The sequence below is a fragment of the Mediterraneibacter faecis genome (genome assembly GCF_055383675.1).
Map to the genome: position 1 here is coordinate 2,373,979 of NZ_AP043803.1, position 15,233 is coordinate 2,389,211.

The 15,233-nt window shown below is 39.0% G+C and carries 15 protein-coding genes, 2 tRNA genes and 1 other annotated feature; of the genes, 4 read left to right on the top strand and 13 right to left on the bottom strand.

The window, feature by feature from the left end:
- Positions 1–39 precede the first annotated feature (39 nt).
- Positions 40–1,317 carry a homoserine dehydrogenase gene (locus ACZ47Z_RS11135; protein ID WP_054752210.1) on the bottom strand — a complete coding sequence of 426 codons (1,278 nt, stop codon included), beginning with the start codon at positions 1,315–1,317 and terminating at the stop codon, positions 40–42.
- A gap of 248 nt (positions 1,318–1,565) precedes the next feature.
- Between ACZ47Z_RS11135 and ACZ47Z_RS11140 the strand changes: the two genes are divergently transcribed.
- From ACZ47Z_RS11140 to ACZ47Z_RS11150, 3 genes are all read left to right on the top strand, one after another.
- Positions 1,566–1,638, top strand: a tRNA-Gly gene (locus tag ACZ47Z_RS11140).
- Positions 1,639–1,685: 47 nt separating this feature from the next.
- Positions 1,686–1,758: transfer RNA gene (locus ACZ47Z_RS11145), tRNA-Gly, on the top strand.
- A 130-nt stretch (positions 1,759–1,888) separates the two neighbouring features.
- On the top strand, positions 1,889–2,167 hold the full coding sequence (locus ACZ47Z_RS11150; RefSeq protein WP_015529464.1) for a type II toxin-antitoxin system HicB family antitoxin: 279 nt from the start codon (positions 1,889–1,891) through the stop codon (positions 2,165–2,167).
- 70 nt (positions 2,168–2,237) lie between these two features.
- Here the strand turns inward: ACZ47Z_RS11150 and ACZ47Z_RS11155 are convergent, their stop codons facing one another.
- From ACZ47Z_RS11155 to ACZ47Z_RS11180, 6 genes are all read right to left on the bottom strand, one after another.
- On the bottom strand, positions 2,238–3,011 hold the full coding sequence (locus ACZ47Z_RS11155; RefSeq protein WP_020436821.1) for an ABC transporter ATP-binding protein: 774 nt from the start codon (positions 3,009–3,011) through the stop codon (positions 2,238–2,240).
- On the bottom strand, positions 2,998–3,885 hold the full coding sequence (locus tag ACZ47Z_RS11160; protein WP_055147474.1) for an ABC transporter permease: 888 nt from the start codon (positions 3,883–3,885) through the stop codon (positions 2,998–3,000). The genes ACZ47Z_RS11155 and ACZ47Z_RS11160 overlap by 14 nt, the downstream gene beginning before the upstream one ends.
- A gap of 26 nt (positions 3,886–3,911) precedes the next feature.
- The gene (locus ACZ47Z_RS11165; RefSeq protein ID WP_055171864.1) at positions 3,912–4,931 is read right to left on the bottom strand and encodes an ABC transporter substrate-binding protein; all 1,020 of its coding nucleotides are present in this window, start codon (positions 4,929–4,931) and stop codon (positions 3,912–3,914) included.
- A gap of 135 nt (positions 4,932–5,066) precedes the next feature.
- Positions 5,067–5,309, bottom strand: a binding site (T-box leader).
- Positions 5,310–5,407: 98 nt separating this feature from the next.
- Complete coding sequence (gene aspS / locus ACZ47Z_RS11170; protein ID WP_464525571.1) at positions 5,408–7,219, bottom strand: aspartate--tRNA ligase; 1,812 nt, start codon at positions 7,217–7,219, stop codon at positions 5,408–5,410.
- 26 nt (positions 7,220–7,245) lie between these two features.
- Complete coding sequence (gene hisS, locus ACZ47Z_RS11175; RefSeq protein WP_464525572.1) at positions 7,246–8,511, bottom strand: histidine--tRNA ligase; 1,266 nt, start codon at positions 8,509–8,511, stop codon at positions 7,246–7,248.
- A 77-nt stretch (positions 8,512–8,588) separates the two neighbouring features.
- On the bottom strand, positions 8,589–8,759 hold the full coding sequence (locus ACZ47Z_RS11180; RefSeq protein ID WP_020436816.1) for a hypothetical protein: 171 nt from the start codon (positions 8,757–8,759) through the stop codon (positions 8,589–8,591).
- A 320-nt stretch (positions 8,760–9,079) separates the two neighbouring features.
- Between ACZ47Z_RS11180 and ACZ47Z_RS11185 the strand changes: the two genes are divergently transcribed.
- Positions 9,080–10,192, top strand: a complete 1,113-nt coding sequence (locus tag ACZ47Z_RS11185; RefSeq protein ID WP_464525573.1) for a hypothetical protein — start codon at positions 9,080–9,082, stop codon at positions 10,190–10,192.
- Between the two features lie 197 nt (positions 10,193–10,389).
- Here ACZ47Z_RS11185 and ACZ47Z_RS11190 read toward each other — a convergent pair whose 3' ends face one another.
- From ACZ47Z_RS11190 to ACZ47Z_RS11215, 6 genes are all read right to left on the bottom strand, one after another.
- Complete coding sequence (locus ACZ47Z_RS11190; RefSeq protein WP_157050419.1) at positions 10,390–10,545, bottom strand: AAA family ATPase; 156 nt, start codon at positions 10,543–10,545, stop codon at positions 10,390–10,392.
- Between the two features lie 391 nt (positions 10,546–10,936).
- Positions 10,937–12,382 (bottom strand): hypothetical protein, encoded by a 1,446-nt coding sequence (locus tag ACZ47Z_RS11195; protein ID WP_464525574.1) that lies wholly within the window; start codon positions 12,380–12,382, stop codon positions 10,937–10,939.
- Positions 12,383–12,672: 290 nt separating this feature from the next.
- Positions 12,673–12,972, bottom strand: a complete 300-nt coding sequence (locus ACZ47Z_RS11200; RefSeq protein ID WP_464525575.1) for a type II toxin-antitoxin system RelE/ParE family toxin — start codon at positions 12,970–12,972, stop codon at positions 12,673–12,675.
- A 1-nt stretch (position 12,973) separates the two neighbouring features.
- Positions 12,974–13,222 (bottom strand): type II toxin-antitoxin system prevent-host-death family antitoxin, encoded by a 249-nt coding sequence (locus ACZ47Z_RS11205; protein ID WP_005333597.1) that lies wholly within the window; start codon positions 13,220–13,222, stop codon positions 12,974–12,976.
- Between the two features lie 1,109 nt (positions 13,223–14,331).
- Positions 14,332–14,943 (bottom strand): hypothetical protein, encoded by a 612-nt coding sequence (locus tag ACZ47Z_RS11210; RefSeq protein WP_464525576.1) that lies wholly within the window; start codon positions 14,941–14,943, stop codon positions 14,332–14,334.
- Positions 14,940–15,167 carry a hypothetical protein gene (locus tag ACZ47Z_RS11215; RefSeq protein WP_464525577.1) on the bottom strand — a complete coding sequence of 76 codons (228 nt, stop codon included), beginning with the start codon at positions 15,165–15,167 and terminating at the stop codon, positions 14,940–14,942. The genes ACZ47Z_RS11210 and ACZ47Z_RS11215 overlap by 4 nt, the downstream gene beginning before the upstream one ends.
- Positions 15,168–15,233 lie beyond the last annotated feature (66 nt).

Here is a 15,233-nt window from a genome sequence, read left to right on the forward strand (position 1 = left end):
TAAACCTGTAAGCTTCTGTCTGATTTCTACTTCTTCTGATTAATACTCGCGGATAATGCTGCTCACTTCCAGAATGCTAGGCAGTGCCAGAAGCTCCTCTAACGCCTGCTTCATGTATTTCTCTTTCACACTCTCAGTTACAATAACAAGCTCCGCCTGATGTGGCTGTGTATGTTCCTGAACAACTCTTGTGATACTAACCTTATGATTACCAAATACTTCTGCAACTGCAGCAAGAACACCTGGTTCATTCGTTACCTGCATACGGATAAAGAACTTATTCTTCACATCCCCAATGTCTTTTACCGGAAGGTTCTTATAACATGTACAGCTGATTCTTCCATTGCAGCCATATGCCATATTTCTCGCAACATCGATCACATCTCCCATAACTGCACTGGCTGTTGGGAACTCTCCTGCACCGCGTCCATAGAACATTGCATCATCTGCTGCATCTCCATGAACAAAAACTGCATTAAAGGAATCTCTTACAGATGCAAGCGGGTGTTCCTTATGGATCATCATTGGGTAAACACCTACTTCAATTCCACTCTCTGTGTTATGTGCTACGCCAAGCAGCTTGATCACACTGTCAAATTCTTTCGCATACTCGATATCTTTCGCTGTGATCTTTGTGATTCCTTCTGTAAATACGTTAGGAAATACGACTCTGGAATGGAACGCGATAGAAGCCATGATCGCCACCTTACGTCCTGCATCAAGACCTTCTACATCCGATGTCGGGTCAGCCTCAGCAAATCCAAGCTCCTGTGCTTTCTCAAGTGCGTCTGAGAAATCCATTCCTTCTTCTGTCATCTTTGTCAAGATGTAGTTTGTAGTACCATTCACGATACCGACAACTTCAGAGATGTCATTTACTGCCAGGCACTGCTTCATCGGACGAATGATCGGAATTGCTCCGGCAACTGCTGCCTCAAACAGGAAATCCACATGATTCTCTTCAGCTGTTGCAAGAAGTACATGTCCCTCCTCTGCGATCAGGTCCTTATTCGCAGAAACTACGTTCTTACCGGCTCTGAGCGCCTCAAGGATCATCGTCTTCGCCGGCTCTATACCGCCCATAACTTCAATTACGATCTGAATCTCCTCATCTTCAATAATATCGTTCCAATTATCTGTTAAAAGAGAAGCGTCTACACCCTCTCTCTTCTTATTCATATTACGAACAAGGATCCTCTTCACTTCCATCTGAGCGCCGATTGTCTTCTCCATCACATCTGCACGCTTCTGAATCAGTTTATAGACACCGGATCCTACTGTTCCAAGTCCGAGAATTGCTACCTTTACTGTTTTCATTATGGACACCTCTTTCATCTTTTATTTCTGTGTAATTTGTTCTTTTATTATAGAACAAAGATTTACAACATCCTTCTTTTCACATCTGTTGTGTTAAGTCACAGTAACCACAGTATAGCATGATTTTCTTTCACTAGGAAGTCTTAGACTTAATTTTTTTCATTTCCTCTAATTTTTTTTATTTTTTCTGTTGACATTTTAACGATCTTGTAGTAACATATTTATTGTTCGTCGGAACAATAAGTTATGCGACAGTGGCTCAGTTGGTAGAGTACAACCTTGCCAAGGTTGGGGTCGCGGGTTCGAGCCCCGTCTGTCGCTCTCAACATCTTAATTTCATATTGATTGTTCATTGGGAACAATCCTATGCGACAGTGGCTCAGTTGGTAGAGTACAACCTTGCCAAGGTTGGGGTCGCGGGTTCGAACCCCGTCTGTCGCTCTGAAGCACTTAGATCTTTAAAGATTTAAGTGCTTTTTTCATATCTAAAACGTTCCCCTCTTGCCATTTTATTTTTTATCAACTATACTAAGTAACAGATTATGTTTTAGAAACCAGGAGGAATTATGAAATGAAATTTATATATCCAGCCGTATTCCGTAAGAAGGAAGATGGAGGCTATGACGCACATTTCCCGGATCTCGAATGCTGCGAGGCATCCGGAGAAACTTTGGACGACGCGATTGACAATGCAAACGAAGCTGCAAGAACATGGATCACTGTTGAATTAGAAGAAGAGGATCCAATCTTCCCACATGTATCTGATCTGGAAGATATTGAACTTGCTGAAGATGAGATTGTAAGAAATATTTCCGTAAATATCCGATTCTACGAAGGATGGGACGAATAAAAAGCTTTAAAAAAGGATTGACAGTTGTCTGAGTGACAGCTATCAATCCTTTCTTTGTATTTTTGAGTATTTAATTTCCACACTCTATACTGATCTCATTGAACTTGCTCAAGATATCTTCTACCTGAAGTTCTTCTTTTTCTTTTCCTTTGAGATCCATCACAACTCCACCCTGGTGCATCATCAGCAGGCGGTTTCCGTATTCCACTGCATAACGAAGATTATGTGTGACCATGATCGTTGTAAGCTTTTTCTCTTCTACGATCTTTCCTGTCAATTCCATGATCAGCTCTGCTGTTTTCGGATCCAGAGCCGCTGTATGCTCATCAAGGATCAGGAAATCAATCGGCGTCATCGTAGACATTAGAAGGGCGATTGCCTGACGCTGTCCGCCGGAAAGAGATCCTACTTTCACATCCATTTTATTCTCAAGTCCAAGTCCAAGCTGGCTTAAAATCTCACGATAATATTCTTTACGCGCCTTATTGATTCCGGAACTGAGGCCAAAGAATTTTCCTTTATTGTCTGCAAGAGACATATTTTCAAGAATCGTCATTGTCGGGCATGTTCCCATTGCCGGATTCTGATAAACACGTCCAATCTTCTGATTTCTCTTGAATTCTTTCTTGGTTGTAATATCTTCCCCGTTCATCAGGATCTGTCCACCGTCTACCGGAATACTTCCACAGAGTATGTTCAGCATAGAAGTCTTACCCGAACCATTACTTCCGACTACGGAGACGAATTCTCCTTTGTCTACGGTCAAATTGAATTTGTCAAACAGGCACATCTCATTGATGGTCCCCGGATTGTAGTATTTTTCAATATTTCTAAGCTCGAGCATTCTTCTTCACCTTCTTTCTGCGTTCTCCACCGATCACCAGGATCACAAGGAATAATACTGCTGTGATCAGTTTCATGTCCTGTGGTTCAAAGAACTTCAACGCTGCTGCAACACAGGCTTTATAGATCACAGATCCGATCAGCACTGCTGTTGTTGCTTTCATAAAGGATACATTTTTAAATAAGCTTGTTCCTATAATAACACTTGCAAGACCGATTACGATTGCACCTGTTCCACTCGAAATTTCAAATACGCGCTGTTCCTGACAGAAAATACTTCCCGAAAGAGCAACAAGTCCGTTTGCAATTGCAAGTCCTAAGATTTTCACATTGCCCTGATCTTTTGCAAGAGATGTGACCAATACGTCATTATCTCCTACTGCGCGGAGCAGAAAACCTGATTTTGTCTTCATGTAAAGGTCTAATAATACTTTACTGATCACTGCGATCACAAGCACGATCACAAGTACTTTGTAATTTGAAAGGCCATCATGGAAGATTCCATTTACGGATGCATTATCAAAGATACTGTCATCTCCAAAGATTGGAACATTTGCTGTTCCTGCCAGTCTTAAGTTGATCGTCCACAGTGCTGTCATCATGATAATTCCGGATAAGAGATCTCTTACCTTGAATTTTACATGAATCAGACCTGTGCAGACTCCGGCAAGCACACCGATCAGGAATGATGCCGGCAGTGTCAGGATTGGATGAACGCCTCTTGTGATCATCGTCGCTGTCAGTGCGGCTCCAAGTGGAAAGCTTCCATCTACTGTCAGATCCGGGAAATCCAGGATCTTATAAGTGATGTATACCCCAAGCGCCAGGATTCCATAGATCAGTCCCTGTTCTAAAATCGTAATATAAATCCCCATAATGTGTTAACCTCTCTGTTTCAATACTATTTTGTAATCTCTGTAAAGCTCTCTACCGCTTCATCTGCAAGATCCTGCGGAACTGTAACCCCAAGGTTTTCAGCAACTTTTTCATTTACATAGAAACCTGGTTCTGTAATCGTCTCAAAGTTCATCTCAGATGCTTTCTTCTCACCTTTCAGAATCTCTGCTGCCATCTTACCTGTCTGTTTTCCAAGTGCTACATAGTCAAGTCCTTCTGCTGCCAGACATCCGATTTTCACCTGCTCGATCTCACTTCCGAACACCGGAATGTTCTGTTTGTTTGCTTTATCAAGGATTGTTGCAAGGGAAGCAACTACTGTGTTATCTGTAAGATTTGTCAGGCAGTCAACCTCTGTCAGAAGTTCATCTGTTGCAAGAGAGATATCGGCTGTCTGTGCGATTCCTTTGTCAACGATCGTGAATCCATAGTCTCCGGCAAGCTCTTTATATTTTGCAAGAGCGGATACAGAGTTTGCTTCGCTTGTTGTGTAAAGGATTCCGATATTCTTTGCATCCGGAAGCATCTCACGGATCATCTCAAGCTGCGCTTTGATCGGAAGTTCATCACTTGTTCCTGTTACATTTCCTGCAGGTGTTCCATCCTCTTTCGCAAGCTTTGCTGCAACCGGGTCTGTAACTGCTGTGTATACAACCGGAATGTCGGAGTTCATTGCTGAATTGTAAGCTGCCTGTGCACTTGGTGTTGCGATTGCACATACAAGATCCACTTTGTCTGAAACAAATCCATCACTGATCTGTTTTGCTGTTCCCTGATCTGCTGCTGCATTCTTCACTTCTACTGTCAGGTTCTTGCCTTCCTCGATTCCTTCTTCTTTCAGTCCTTCTAAAAATCCCTCACGGCAATTATCAAGAGAACCATGCTCTGCAAACTGTGAAATACCGATTGTGTAACTCTTCTCTCCATCATCAGAAGATGTCTTTCCTGCATCAGATGATCCACATGCTGCAAGGCTCATTGTCATTACTGCTCCTAAAATAACTGCTAATACTCTCTTTTTCATAATTGTTGTCTCCTTTTTTCTTTTTAATATTTCTGCAAAAGCAAAGGAGCCGATTTGGGATTCTTGTCAATAAACTGTGGATTTCTTTTTATAAATCAACTTTCCTGATATACAAAAAACCGCCTCAAGCTTATTGCTTGAGACGGTAATAAAATTCATTATTATCGCGGTACCACTCAAATTGACGTTCGTCCACTTTCTCACGTACTAACATACGCTCCTGATTGATAACGGGTTCGGTTCCCGGCGGTTCCTACTCTTTTCATTTCAGGCCGCCCTCGAAAGTCCATTCAGAATCAGAATCCATACAGCAATCCCACCACCTGCTGCTCTCTGTGATCTCTTCTAAAACCTACTTCTCTTTCTCATCGGTTTTTGCTTTTGATGTGTTTTATTGTAGTCGTTCACTTTCTATTTGTCAAGAGAAATTTTATTATATTTTAAATTTCTTTTGATATTGTCAGAAAAATCACCATTTATTCTTCTGTTGTCTCTTCCTCATTCTCCTCTACAGCAACAGCAAGGCTAAGCTCTTCCAGCTGCTTCTCGGAAGCCGGTGTCGGTGCTTCTGTCATCAGACAGGATGCATCTTTGATCTTCGGGAATGCGATTACGTCACGGATGCTGTCCTGTTTTGCCATAAGCATAACAAGACGGTCAAGACCGTAAGCAAGTCCTGCGTGCGGCGGAACTCCGTATTTAAACGCATCCAGAAGGAATCCAAACTGGCTGTAAGCCTGCTCTTTTGTAAAGCCAAGTGCCTTGAACATCATTTCCTGGATATCATCCTGAAAGATTCTGACACTACCGCCACCAATCTCATTTCCGTTCAGAACAATATCGTATGCTTTCGCACGAACTCTTCCCGGATCAGACTCGATATACTGGATATCTTCTTCCATCGGCATTGTAAATGGGTGGTGCATTGCAACGAAACGATTCTGCTCCTCGCTCCACTCAAGCAGTGGGAACTCTGTGATCCATACAAAACGATACTCATTTTTATCAAGAAGTTCAAGCTGTTTTGCAAGCTCAACACGGAGTGCTCCAAGAGAATCCCATACTACTTTATTCTTGTCAGCAGCAAAAAGAAGCAGGTCTCCCGGCTCTCCATCCATTGCCTTTACAAGTGCGTTCATCTGCTCGTCTGTCATGAATTTTGCGAAAGAAGATTTTACTGTTCCATCTTCCTGAAGCGCAATATAAGCCAAGCCCTTAGCACCGTAATCTTTAACAAATGCTGTCAGCTTATCAATCTTCTTTCTCGGCATGCTTCCCTGTCCTTTGGCATTGATACCACGAACGCTTCCGCCATTCTCAAGTGCGCTTGTAAATACTGCAAATCCACAGTCTTTCACTACATCAGATACATCTTTGAGTTCCATTCCGAAACGAAGATCCGGTTTATCAGAGCCATAACGGTTCATTGCTTCCTGCCATGTCATTCTCTGGATTGGGAGCTGCACATCTACATCAAGTACTTCTTTAAAAAGTTTTTTAAGATACTTTTCATTTACTTCGATAACATCATCTACGTCAACAAAAGAAAGCTCCATATCGATCTGTGTGAATTCCGGCTGTCTGTCTGCACGAAGGTCCTCATCGCGGAAACATCTTGCAATCTGGATGTAACGGTCTACGCCTGAACACATCAGAAGCTGTTTGTAAAGCTGCGGAGACTGTGGAAGTCCGTAGAAAGATCCCGGATGAATACGGCTTGGCACAAGATAATCTCTCGCGCCTTCCGGAGTTGTCTTTCCAAGCATCGGAGTCTCTACTTCAAGGAATCCTTCATCTGAGAAGAACTGACGTGTCAGTGTCATAACCTGACTCTTCATACGAAGATTTCTCTGCAGATCCGGTCTTCTAAGGTCAAGGTAACGATATTTCAGACGGATGTCTTCCTTTGTCTTTGAGTTTTCTTCAATCGGGAACGGAGGTGTCTGTGACTCAGAAAGTACACGAAGTTCACTAGGGATCACCTCGATCTCACCTGTTGTGATCTTATCATTCACTGCGCCGGAACGTCTCTCAACTTTTCCGACAACAGCAACTACATACTCTGCACGTAAAGACGCTGCTTTTTCAATGATTGCTGCATCTGTAGTGCCTTCTTCACATACAACCTGTATAATTCCAGAACGGTCTCTTACGTCTGTAAATACAAGTCCTCCTTTATTTCTGTTCTTCTGTACCCATCCCATGATAGTTACAGTTTCCCCAACATTGGCTGCTGAGAGTTCACCACAACGGTGTGTTCTCTTAAGCCCCTGCATTGATTCAGCCATGGTTATTTACTTCCTTTCCCTTTTTTCTATAAGTTATCAACAGAATCTCTGTAGCACTCTGTAATATCTGTGTATCCCTGTTCTGCAAGCTGCTCCTTCTGGAACTTCTTGTTCTTCTTCATGTTCATGATCATTACCTGGCGGCCTGCTGCACGCTCCTTCTTCGCAAGATCAAGAACCTTGAGCATACCTTCCTTCGGCATATTCTTCTCGATCAAAAATGCCTTTTTCTCTTTGCTTGTCGGAACTTTGTATCCACGCTCCATCAGAAGCATAACGATACGCTCAAATCCGATAGAGAATCCAACTGCCGGTGTATCCTGTCCTGTGAACTTACCGATCATCTTGTCATAGCGTCCGCCGCCACCTACAGATCCGCCGAACTCATCCATAGAAATCTCAAAAATAGTTCCTGTATAATAAGACATTCCACGTACCAGTGTCGGATCAAACAGCATACGGAAATCTGCTTCCTTCGCACTTTCAACGCTTGTGATGATCATTTCAAGAGAGTCTGCCGCATCTTCCGGAAGGAATCCCTGAAGTTTCTCCTTACATGCGCGCACACCTTCTACATCTCCTGTAATCTCCTTGAAGAGCTGAAGATATTTCTCAACAGATTCCTCTGCATATCCATTTTCCTTCATCTCTGCTGCAACACCATCAAGACCGATCTTGTCCATCTTATCCAGTGTAATGAATACGCTGTCATAATCTTTCTCTTCAAATCCACTGTAAGCTGCCATTGCCTTCAGGAAACGGCGGTCATTGATACGGATCGTAAAGTTATTGAAATCCAGTTTTCCAAGCAGAGATGTTGTAGCAAGGATCAGCTCGATCTCAGCAAGGTTAGACGGCTCGCCAAGAATATCGATATCACACTGCATAAACTGACGGTAACGTCCTCTCTGCGGACGGTCGGCACGCCATACACTTCCCATCTGAAGTGCTTTGAACGGTGCCGGAAGTTCATTTGAATGATTTGCATAATATCTGGACAGCGGAAGTGTCAGGTCATAGCGGAGTCCTCCGTCTACAAGATCAGCTTCTTCCTTCGCCTCTGCAAGTCTCAGCTTCTCTCCACGCTTTAAGATCTTGAAGATCAGCTTCTCATTATCTCCCCCCTGCTTACTGCACAGGTTCTCGATATGCTCTACACATGGAGTCTCAATGGATGAGAATCCAAAGCTTCTATATGTATCTTTGATCAGACCGATCACATAATCTCTGATCTCCATCTCTGCAGGAAGAATATCTTTCATTCCTGTTACCGGTTTTTTCTTTAATGCCATAGCACTTCTCCTTTTCGTTCTATCATTTCACTACTATAATCTCTTGATTTCGTAATGTTTTTCATAAAAAATACACCTTAATCACGAGTCTTATATAATAAGTCAACTCCTTCTTTAAGGGTTTCCGTTATCGTCTGTTGATGCTTCTCAGAATAGTCCCTAAGTTTCTGATGTTCCTCCGCAGACATTCGGATTGTCACAATTTTATCTTTGATCACGTCTGACTTCGGACGTCCCATCTTAGCCATAGGTAATCTCCTTTCTCTCACCTATACTATTATACTTTCGTAATACGAAATGTCAACTACTTTTGATTCTGTTTATTTTTGTTCTAATTGAAATGCCTTTTTCATAATGTTCCTGGTATCTTAAAGAATTTGATCGATCGACAACTTCCTATGAGTCTTCCTTTTATGAGTACAGGGCAGGATGGATATGGAAGCGGCAGTCATGAAGCCAGATATGACATGGAAGGCAAAAGGCATGTGCTAATGACAGTGTGTTGCGAATGTTTGATCATATCCTCGGCAAAGGGAATTATACGACTGTTTTTTGTGGTCAAGGAGAATTGTTTCGTGTAAAAGAATTGTCAGCAAGAACAGATGAATATCTCACTGCGGTAAAATGTGCCGGATCCGAATATGCAAGAACTGGAGCCATCTCTAAAGAAACTGATGAAATACTCCATACGCCTTTATATCCCAAGGATGTATTCGAAAAAATGGCGGATGCCAGTTGGGGAATCAACAAAACGACCGGAAAGAAAGAACCTGATGATCTTGTGTTTATCCGACAAATGGCTGCTCTTTATAACAAAGACGCCTACGATGGAAAAGAACGCGTACTAGAGATGCATTTTACCGATTTGGAGCATACATATCAGATCCGACTTAACAAGGCCGGAAGCGAGGTTTTTACAGATGGAAGCCTTTCTCCAACTACACGCATTGACACGCCTTTTGCTGTATGGTCAGCTATTTCCCGTGGGGAAATCGGAGGCGCAGAAGCTTTGGGGCGACAGATGTATACGGTATCCGGTGATTTCTCCTTAATGATTGATTGGGATAAATTCTTTGGAAACTCATCTGCAGTCAAAAAAACAGAAGAAAACTCTCTGAATACTATGGAATTGAAAAAGCCTTCTATGGCAACAATGCTTCTTCCTTGGATTGCCTTTTGGATTGCTGTTTCCATCAATCCCGAAACAGGCGCTTTGATCACGCTTATTATCACGGCAGCTGTACCGCTTATTATGAGAGATCATAGATTTGTAATCTGGGATCAACTCTCTATCGTAACCGTTGCTGTACTTTCTGCAACAGCAAATATAACCGAAAATGGAGCTATTTCCACGAATGTAGGATATCTTGTGTTCGGACTGTTCTGGCTGCTTTCGTGTCTGACAAAAGAACCTTTATGCGCTACGTATGTAAAATATAATTATGGCGGTGAAAGTGCACATCAAAATCCGCTCTTCATGAAGACAAATTATATTCTCGCAGCAGCATGGGGCACGTTATATGTACTGACAGTAATCTGGACCTTTCTGCTTAGGAAGGCCGGGGTAGAAAATCTGCTTATCATTGTGAATAATTTAATCCCGATATTGATGGGGATTTTCACAGCATGGTTTCAAAAATGGTATCCCGCAAGGATGGCAAGAGGTCGGCGCACGAAATAGTGAATTTCCAGAAATTTTAAACCTAAAAGTCTCCGGTTTCAGCACCAATCACTGAAATCGGAGACTTTCTGTAGATTCATTTCATATCTTCTCCCCCGGGAAATCAGAACTCTCGCTTTTACTACTCCTTCTGAATATCCATTGGATTTTTCATCTAATATGTCAGCTAACGCTTCTGCTTCATCAAATCTAATTCATCAATCAAAACCACTCCTGTCCCTTCCAACGGGTTTTCTCTTTCTGGATTTTCCAACACCATTTATTCCAAAAATCACTGTCGTTTTTCCATCTAATTCAATATTTAAATTTTCTATGCCTTTAAAATTTTGCAATGTAATTGATTTAAGATTCATATTTCACCTCGCTAAATTAACATGTCCCTAACTCTATTGTCCGATTACTAAAACGGTATCCCTTTTGTTAATAAGAATTATACAATAAATGTTTATCACCCTCAAGATTCACCATTATTTTTAGTAAGACCTGATTTCAAAAATCAAGAACCGTCGTGACTGGCAGTCAAAAAAACAGAAAATTTTTCGCTATTTTCTGTTCTATACTTTCTTTACTGATATTCCTTGCTTTTGTTTGATGATATGAATATCTATCTACTCACAAGTTCTTGTATTGTATCAGATACACTTGTTCTTAGTAATAATAAACTGTCCACTTTTGCCTGTTGGATTTCATTAACTGCTGTCTGCTTTATTGGATTTCTCCCCTTTTTAAACCGTCTATTTTGTATTAGAAAATATATCTTATAAATTCAATCACCCAATATAGTTGCCCGTACAAAACACCTAATATAACAGCAATAATTAAGCAGAGTAATAATACTCCTATCAATCTACAAATCAGTCTTTCACAGAATCCAATTACTTTTATTTTAATATGCTTCCACAAATTATTTATATCATAGCCGCCCAAATATACAGTCAACAAATTATTTATATAACGCCACACCTTCTGAACAATCTCATTTTTTAACCATGTTATTTCATATGGCAATATTCTTATTTCACCCAACCTTAAATAATTGAATTGGTCAAAATTATATATTCTAAAAGATTTAATAACTGTGCCCGACCAAACACACGCTCTACTATCTTTAGAAACTATATTATCGATATGCAATTCCACCTCATCCCAATAAGTTTTATCACTATACTCACGATCTGTATCATAAGCTATCTCATCTATTTTTACTTCCCGACCACTATCAATATCTATAGTTTTAAATGCAATATGGTTTTTTTCTGTATTTCCAGAGAAAAATTTTATTACTCCCTCTATCTTATCAATTCTTTCTGCCAATAAATTTTCTATATACACTTTCTGCTTGTGTGACATACCATCTTTATTAATATTCACAGCAATACTTTTACATTCGGAATCATATTTTCGAGAACAAAACCACTCATTATCATCCCCCAAATTCTTCCAAAAATGAATGTCGCTATACTTCAAAAGTCCCCATATAACTGCAACCATTACATCCGAGAAGACAACGCATAACATTGGAATAAGAGAACCCTTTGACACATATATTGAAATATAAAACACTGCAACACAAACAATGCTGAATATAACTCGCTTAATCGCATGCCACATCTTCTTTTGAATTGTATTAGATGTCATATTTCTATCGATTGTATTGATTAAATCACTTTTTGAAAACCAATTCTCATTCGTGCTAATTTTCATGAGTTTTGCAAAAATTTTATTTGCTATGTCATCTATTTGATTTACCGAAATACTGCACTTAGAATTATAACATTCTAAAAATTCCAAAACATAATTCTTGGTAAGTTTCTCTATCCCCCGTTCGCCTCCCTCGATAATTTCAATATAAACATGATTGTTTTTATCATTGTTATTTTTTTGAATAAATTCTCTCGCAGGTTTCGTTAAATTATCTCCTACTAAGACCACTTCATAATCCATAGCCTTTATGTCTTTTTTTATTTCATCTATCCATTTTTCAATATCGGGTTTTTCAAATTTATTAACACTAGATTTCACTTGAATAGCTTTTATCAGCACCTCATCTTTTTTCAATAAAATATCAACCTTATCATTATTAGTTAACGGCTCAACCTTTATTTGATTCCATGAGTCATACTGAAAACACTTGAGCACTGCCACAAGTGCTTGATATGCATATCCACGTGCCCCATCTCTCCCTGCCATATTTCCAACGCACCTTTATTCTTATGCAATTTATGGCAAGGCATCTTGCCTCGCCATAATTCATTTATAATTTATAATTTGTAATTTGTAATTCTTCATTGTTTCAACTAATTTCAATGGTCTACCTGACGTTCTACAAACCATATCTCATCTTGTCTTAAAAGTTCTAAATCCAACAGGTTTGAATCATGCGTAGTTGCAACCAATTGACATTCTCTATCTTCAACAATTTCAAAAATAGTTCAAGAAATTTTCTAGTTAAATTTGTATGAAGACTTCTATCTATCTCATCAATCAAAAATTCTTGTAATATCCTGATAGCGGTTCACCACACGATAAATCTCTACATATTCGCTACCGACCTTGTAAATAATCACATAATCTTCCCATATCGCATATTTATAGTCTGTCCGAAAGCTGACCCGTTTAGAGAGATCCGACCCCATTCCCGGAAACATCTGAAGATTTTCAAATTTACCATAAATCTCTTTTATCGTCTTTGCAGCATATTCTTCATTATCCTCAGCAATATAATCCCGAATATTCTTCAAATCCTTTGCAACAATCGGATTGATCCGCAGTTTTAACATCTTATTCCCCCACAAGAGCTTTCAACTCATCCAGATCCAGCCAACCTTCTCCATCTTTCACTGCTTCTTCGGCTTCCTGCAACTTCATCAGAAGCTTTTTCTCTGCACGATCACGCTCATAGTCTTCAATATCCATAACAACAAAACGTCCTCTGCCATTCTTAGTCAGATATACCGGTTCTCCTTTATGACAGTTTTTCAAGACTTCATTATAATTTCTCAAATCCGATACCGGTAAAATATTTGCCATATTCTTTCAGCTCCTTCCTTTGATTTTAAATTGTTTTTGCTACTTCTATTATACATAAAAAGCTGTAAAATTCAACGTGGATTTTTACAGCTATACAATCGTTTTTTATTATTCCTTGATTTTCAGTCTGAAATAGCCCTAGAAGCATCTTAAACTGAAAATTTACATGCACTAACAAATATCAATATGAAGTCGATTTTTCTTCTGCACTTAAGATTTCCAGAAAATATTTTATTCGTGGACGATCATCGGAAAATCGAATTATAGAACTCATAGCTAAATATATTCATGCTGTCAAAAGTGAATTTCAATAATTTTCACGTCCTTTACGCGGAATTGGTGCTATTCATTTTGGATATCGATAGTTTCTTTTAATCAAATATTATTTTTTTGACAGATTTCTTATCTGTCTTTTTGGCATGCCTTTTTTACTGATTTTCTCTCAATTTTCTATACCCATTTTCAGATTTTGACATTTATTATCTACCAAACACTTTATCGAACAATTAGCTTAATGGCATTGCCAGATGTTTCTTATAGCACTTTCGCTTTATCCAAACTCAAAAGAAATTTGACAACTTCCTCTATCTCTGATAGAATGAAAATAGAAAAAGGCACTACCGATAAGCGGTTAGTCCAAAGATATATGTATACTTTTTAAAAAGTAACCGTTTCCTTGGCCGGGGCGGTTACTTTTTTGTATGATCTATGTATGCAATCAAAATCGATACTACGATACCAAGTATCATCAGTACGATGGAGAGCAGTTCAAAATCAGTCATAAAGTTTGCCCTCCTTTCCCAGATTTCCCATAAAGGATTTCTATGTAATCAGAGGATCCAGTCCCTCTGTTGAAGGACTAACCGCCTACCGTTTTCAAGTAGTGCCCACAATGATTTTACCAGAGTTGTTTTGTTTTGACAAGATATAGCCTTTTTTATCTTGCAATCCTTATACAGTAAAATGTCATACTCGAAAACTTTGGATAAATTTTAATGTTAGGAATAAGCTTTACTGAACCCGCAAATTATCCGTTATTTGACATTGTATCTAAAGCCCCAAGCAATGCATAAGCATACTTTTCATCCAGAACAGTATATATCTTTTTATTAACTCCCAAAACCCAAAATAACAAAAAGGATATATCTATTATAAGTACCCCCATATTTAATGAAGAATAAAAAAAAATCTTTCATATTTATAAGTAACGAAATTGTTATAAGAATAATTATGGCAATAATAGAAAAAATGATCCCAATTATTTTTAAATTTAATAAGTTTTTATAAAATCCCCATAACATATTTTCTTCTTGAACAAGTCTATTCTCTCGTGTATTGTTACGCAACCATTGAATGGCACTGGCACATGCTTCCTTAAACTCAATACTATTTGTTGGCGTGTCAAAAATACTAAATTCTTCATCCATTAAGCTAAGTTTTCTATAATAACGCTTTTTAGTGCAAGCATTTATATGCCCATCTTCCAAATAAAGATATTTAGCAGTCGTATTTCCATATATCTTATCTTTTTGTATATATCGTTGGAGTGCAAAAAGATAATTAGAAAATGCACATAAAATAGCGATAAATACAACTGAAAAACTAAAACTACGAACCGGCTCATACATTGCGTACAATGTCAAAATAACAGGTGCTATAATAATAATATATACAGACAGTCTCGCTCGTATATTATAAACATCAAATATTTTTATATTCATAGTCCTCCCCTCATAAGTGTTGAAAAACATTTTTCTATTCTTTCCATAACTTCCAACTTGGAACAATTATAGAAATCAATTTCTGATTCTGTTATGTCAAATTCAAAACCATAGTCCTTTCCTCTATAACAATATGACAACCCATTTTCTGCAGTAGAGACAAACCATACTTTATCATTTTTCTTAAATCTTTTTAATTTACTTGCATAACAAGTAATCAACACTATAGTTCCTTCCTCGATATTTCTAATATTACTCTTTAAATATTTTCTAACCTGATCATAATGTCC

What these genes read in the sequence shown, in the direction of transcription:
- aspS (WP_464525571.1), bottom strand. Translation starts at nt 7,219, where the DNA reads ATGGCTGAATCAATGCAGGGGCTTAAGAGAACACACCGTTGTGGTGAA.
- ACZ47Z_RS11190 (WP_157050419.1), bottom strand. Translation starts at nt 10,545, where the DNA reads ATGAATCTTAAATCAATTACATTGCAAAATTTTAAAGGCATAGAAAAT.
- ACZ47Z_RS11150 (WP_015529464.1), top strand. Translation starts at nt 1,889, where the DNA reads ATGAAATTTATATATCCAGCCGTATTCCGTAAGAAGGAAGATGGAGGC.
- ACZ47Z_RS11210 (WP_464525576.1), bottom strand. Translation starts at nt 14,943, where the DNA reads ATGAATATAAAAATATTTGATGTTTATAATATACGAGCGAGACTGTCT.
- ACZ47Z_RS11195 (WP_464525574.1), bottom strand. Translation starts at nt 12,382, where the DNA reads ATGGCAGGGAGAGATGGGGCACGTGGATATGCATATCAAGCACTTGTG.
- ACZ47Z_RS11200 (WP_464525575.1), bottom strand. Translation starts at nt 12,972, where the DNA reads ATGTTAAAACTGCGGATCAATCCGATTGTTGCAAAGGATTTGAAGAAT.
- ACZ47Z_RS11205 (WP_005333597.1), bottom strand. Translation starts at nt 13,222, where the DNA reads ATGGCAAATATTTTACCGGTATCGGATTTGAGAAATTATAATGAAGTC.
- ACZ47Z_RS11180 (WP_020436816.1), bottom strand. Translation starts at nt 8,759, where the DNA reads ATGGCTAAGATGGGACGTCCGAAGTCAGACGTGATCAAAGATAAAATT.
- ACZ47Z_RS11135 (WP_054752210.1), bottom strand. Translation starts at nt 1,317, where the DNA reads ATGAAAACAGTAAAGGTAGCAATTCTCGGACTTGGAACAGTAGGATCC.
- ACZ47Z_RS11160 (WP_055147474.1), bottom strand. Translation starts at nt 3,885, where the DNA reads ATGGGGATTTATATTACGATTTTAGAACAGGGACTGATCTATGGAATC.
- hisS (WP_464525572.1), bottom strand. Translation starts at nt 8,511, where the DNA reads ATGGCATTAAAGAAAAAACCGGTAACAGGAATGAAAGATATTCTTCCT.
- ACZ47Z_RS11165 (WP_055171864.1), bottom strand. Translation starts at nt 4,931, where the DNA reads ATGAAAAAGAGAGTATTAGCAGTTATTTTAGGAGCAGTAATGACAATG.
- ACZ47Z_RS11155 (WP_020436821.1), bottom strand. Translation starts at nt 3,011, where the DNA reads ATGCTCGAGCTTAGAAATATTGAAAAATACTACAATCCGGGGACCATC.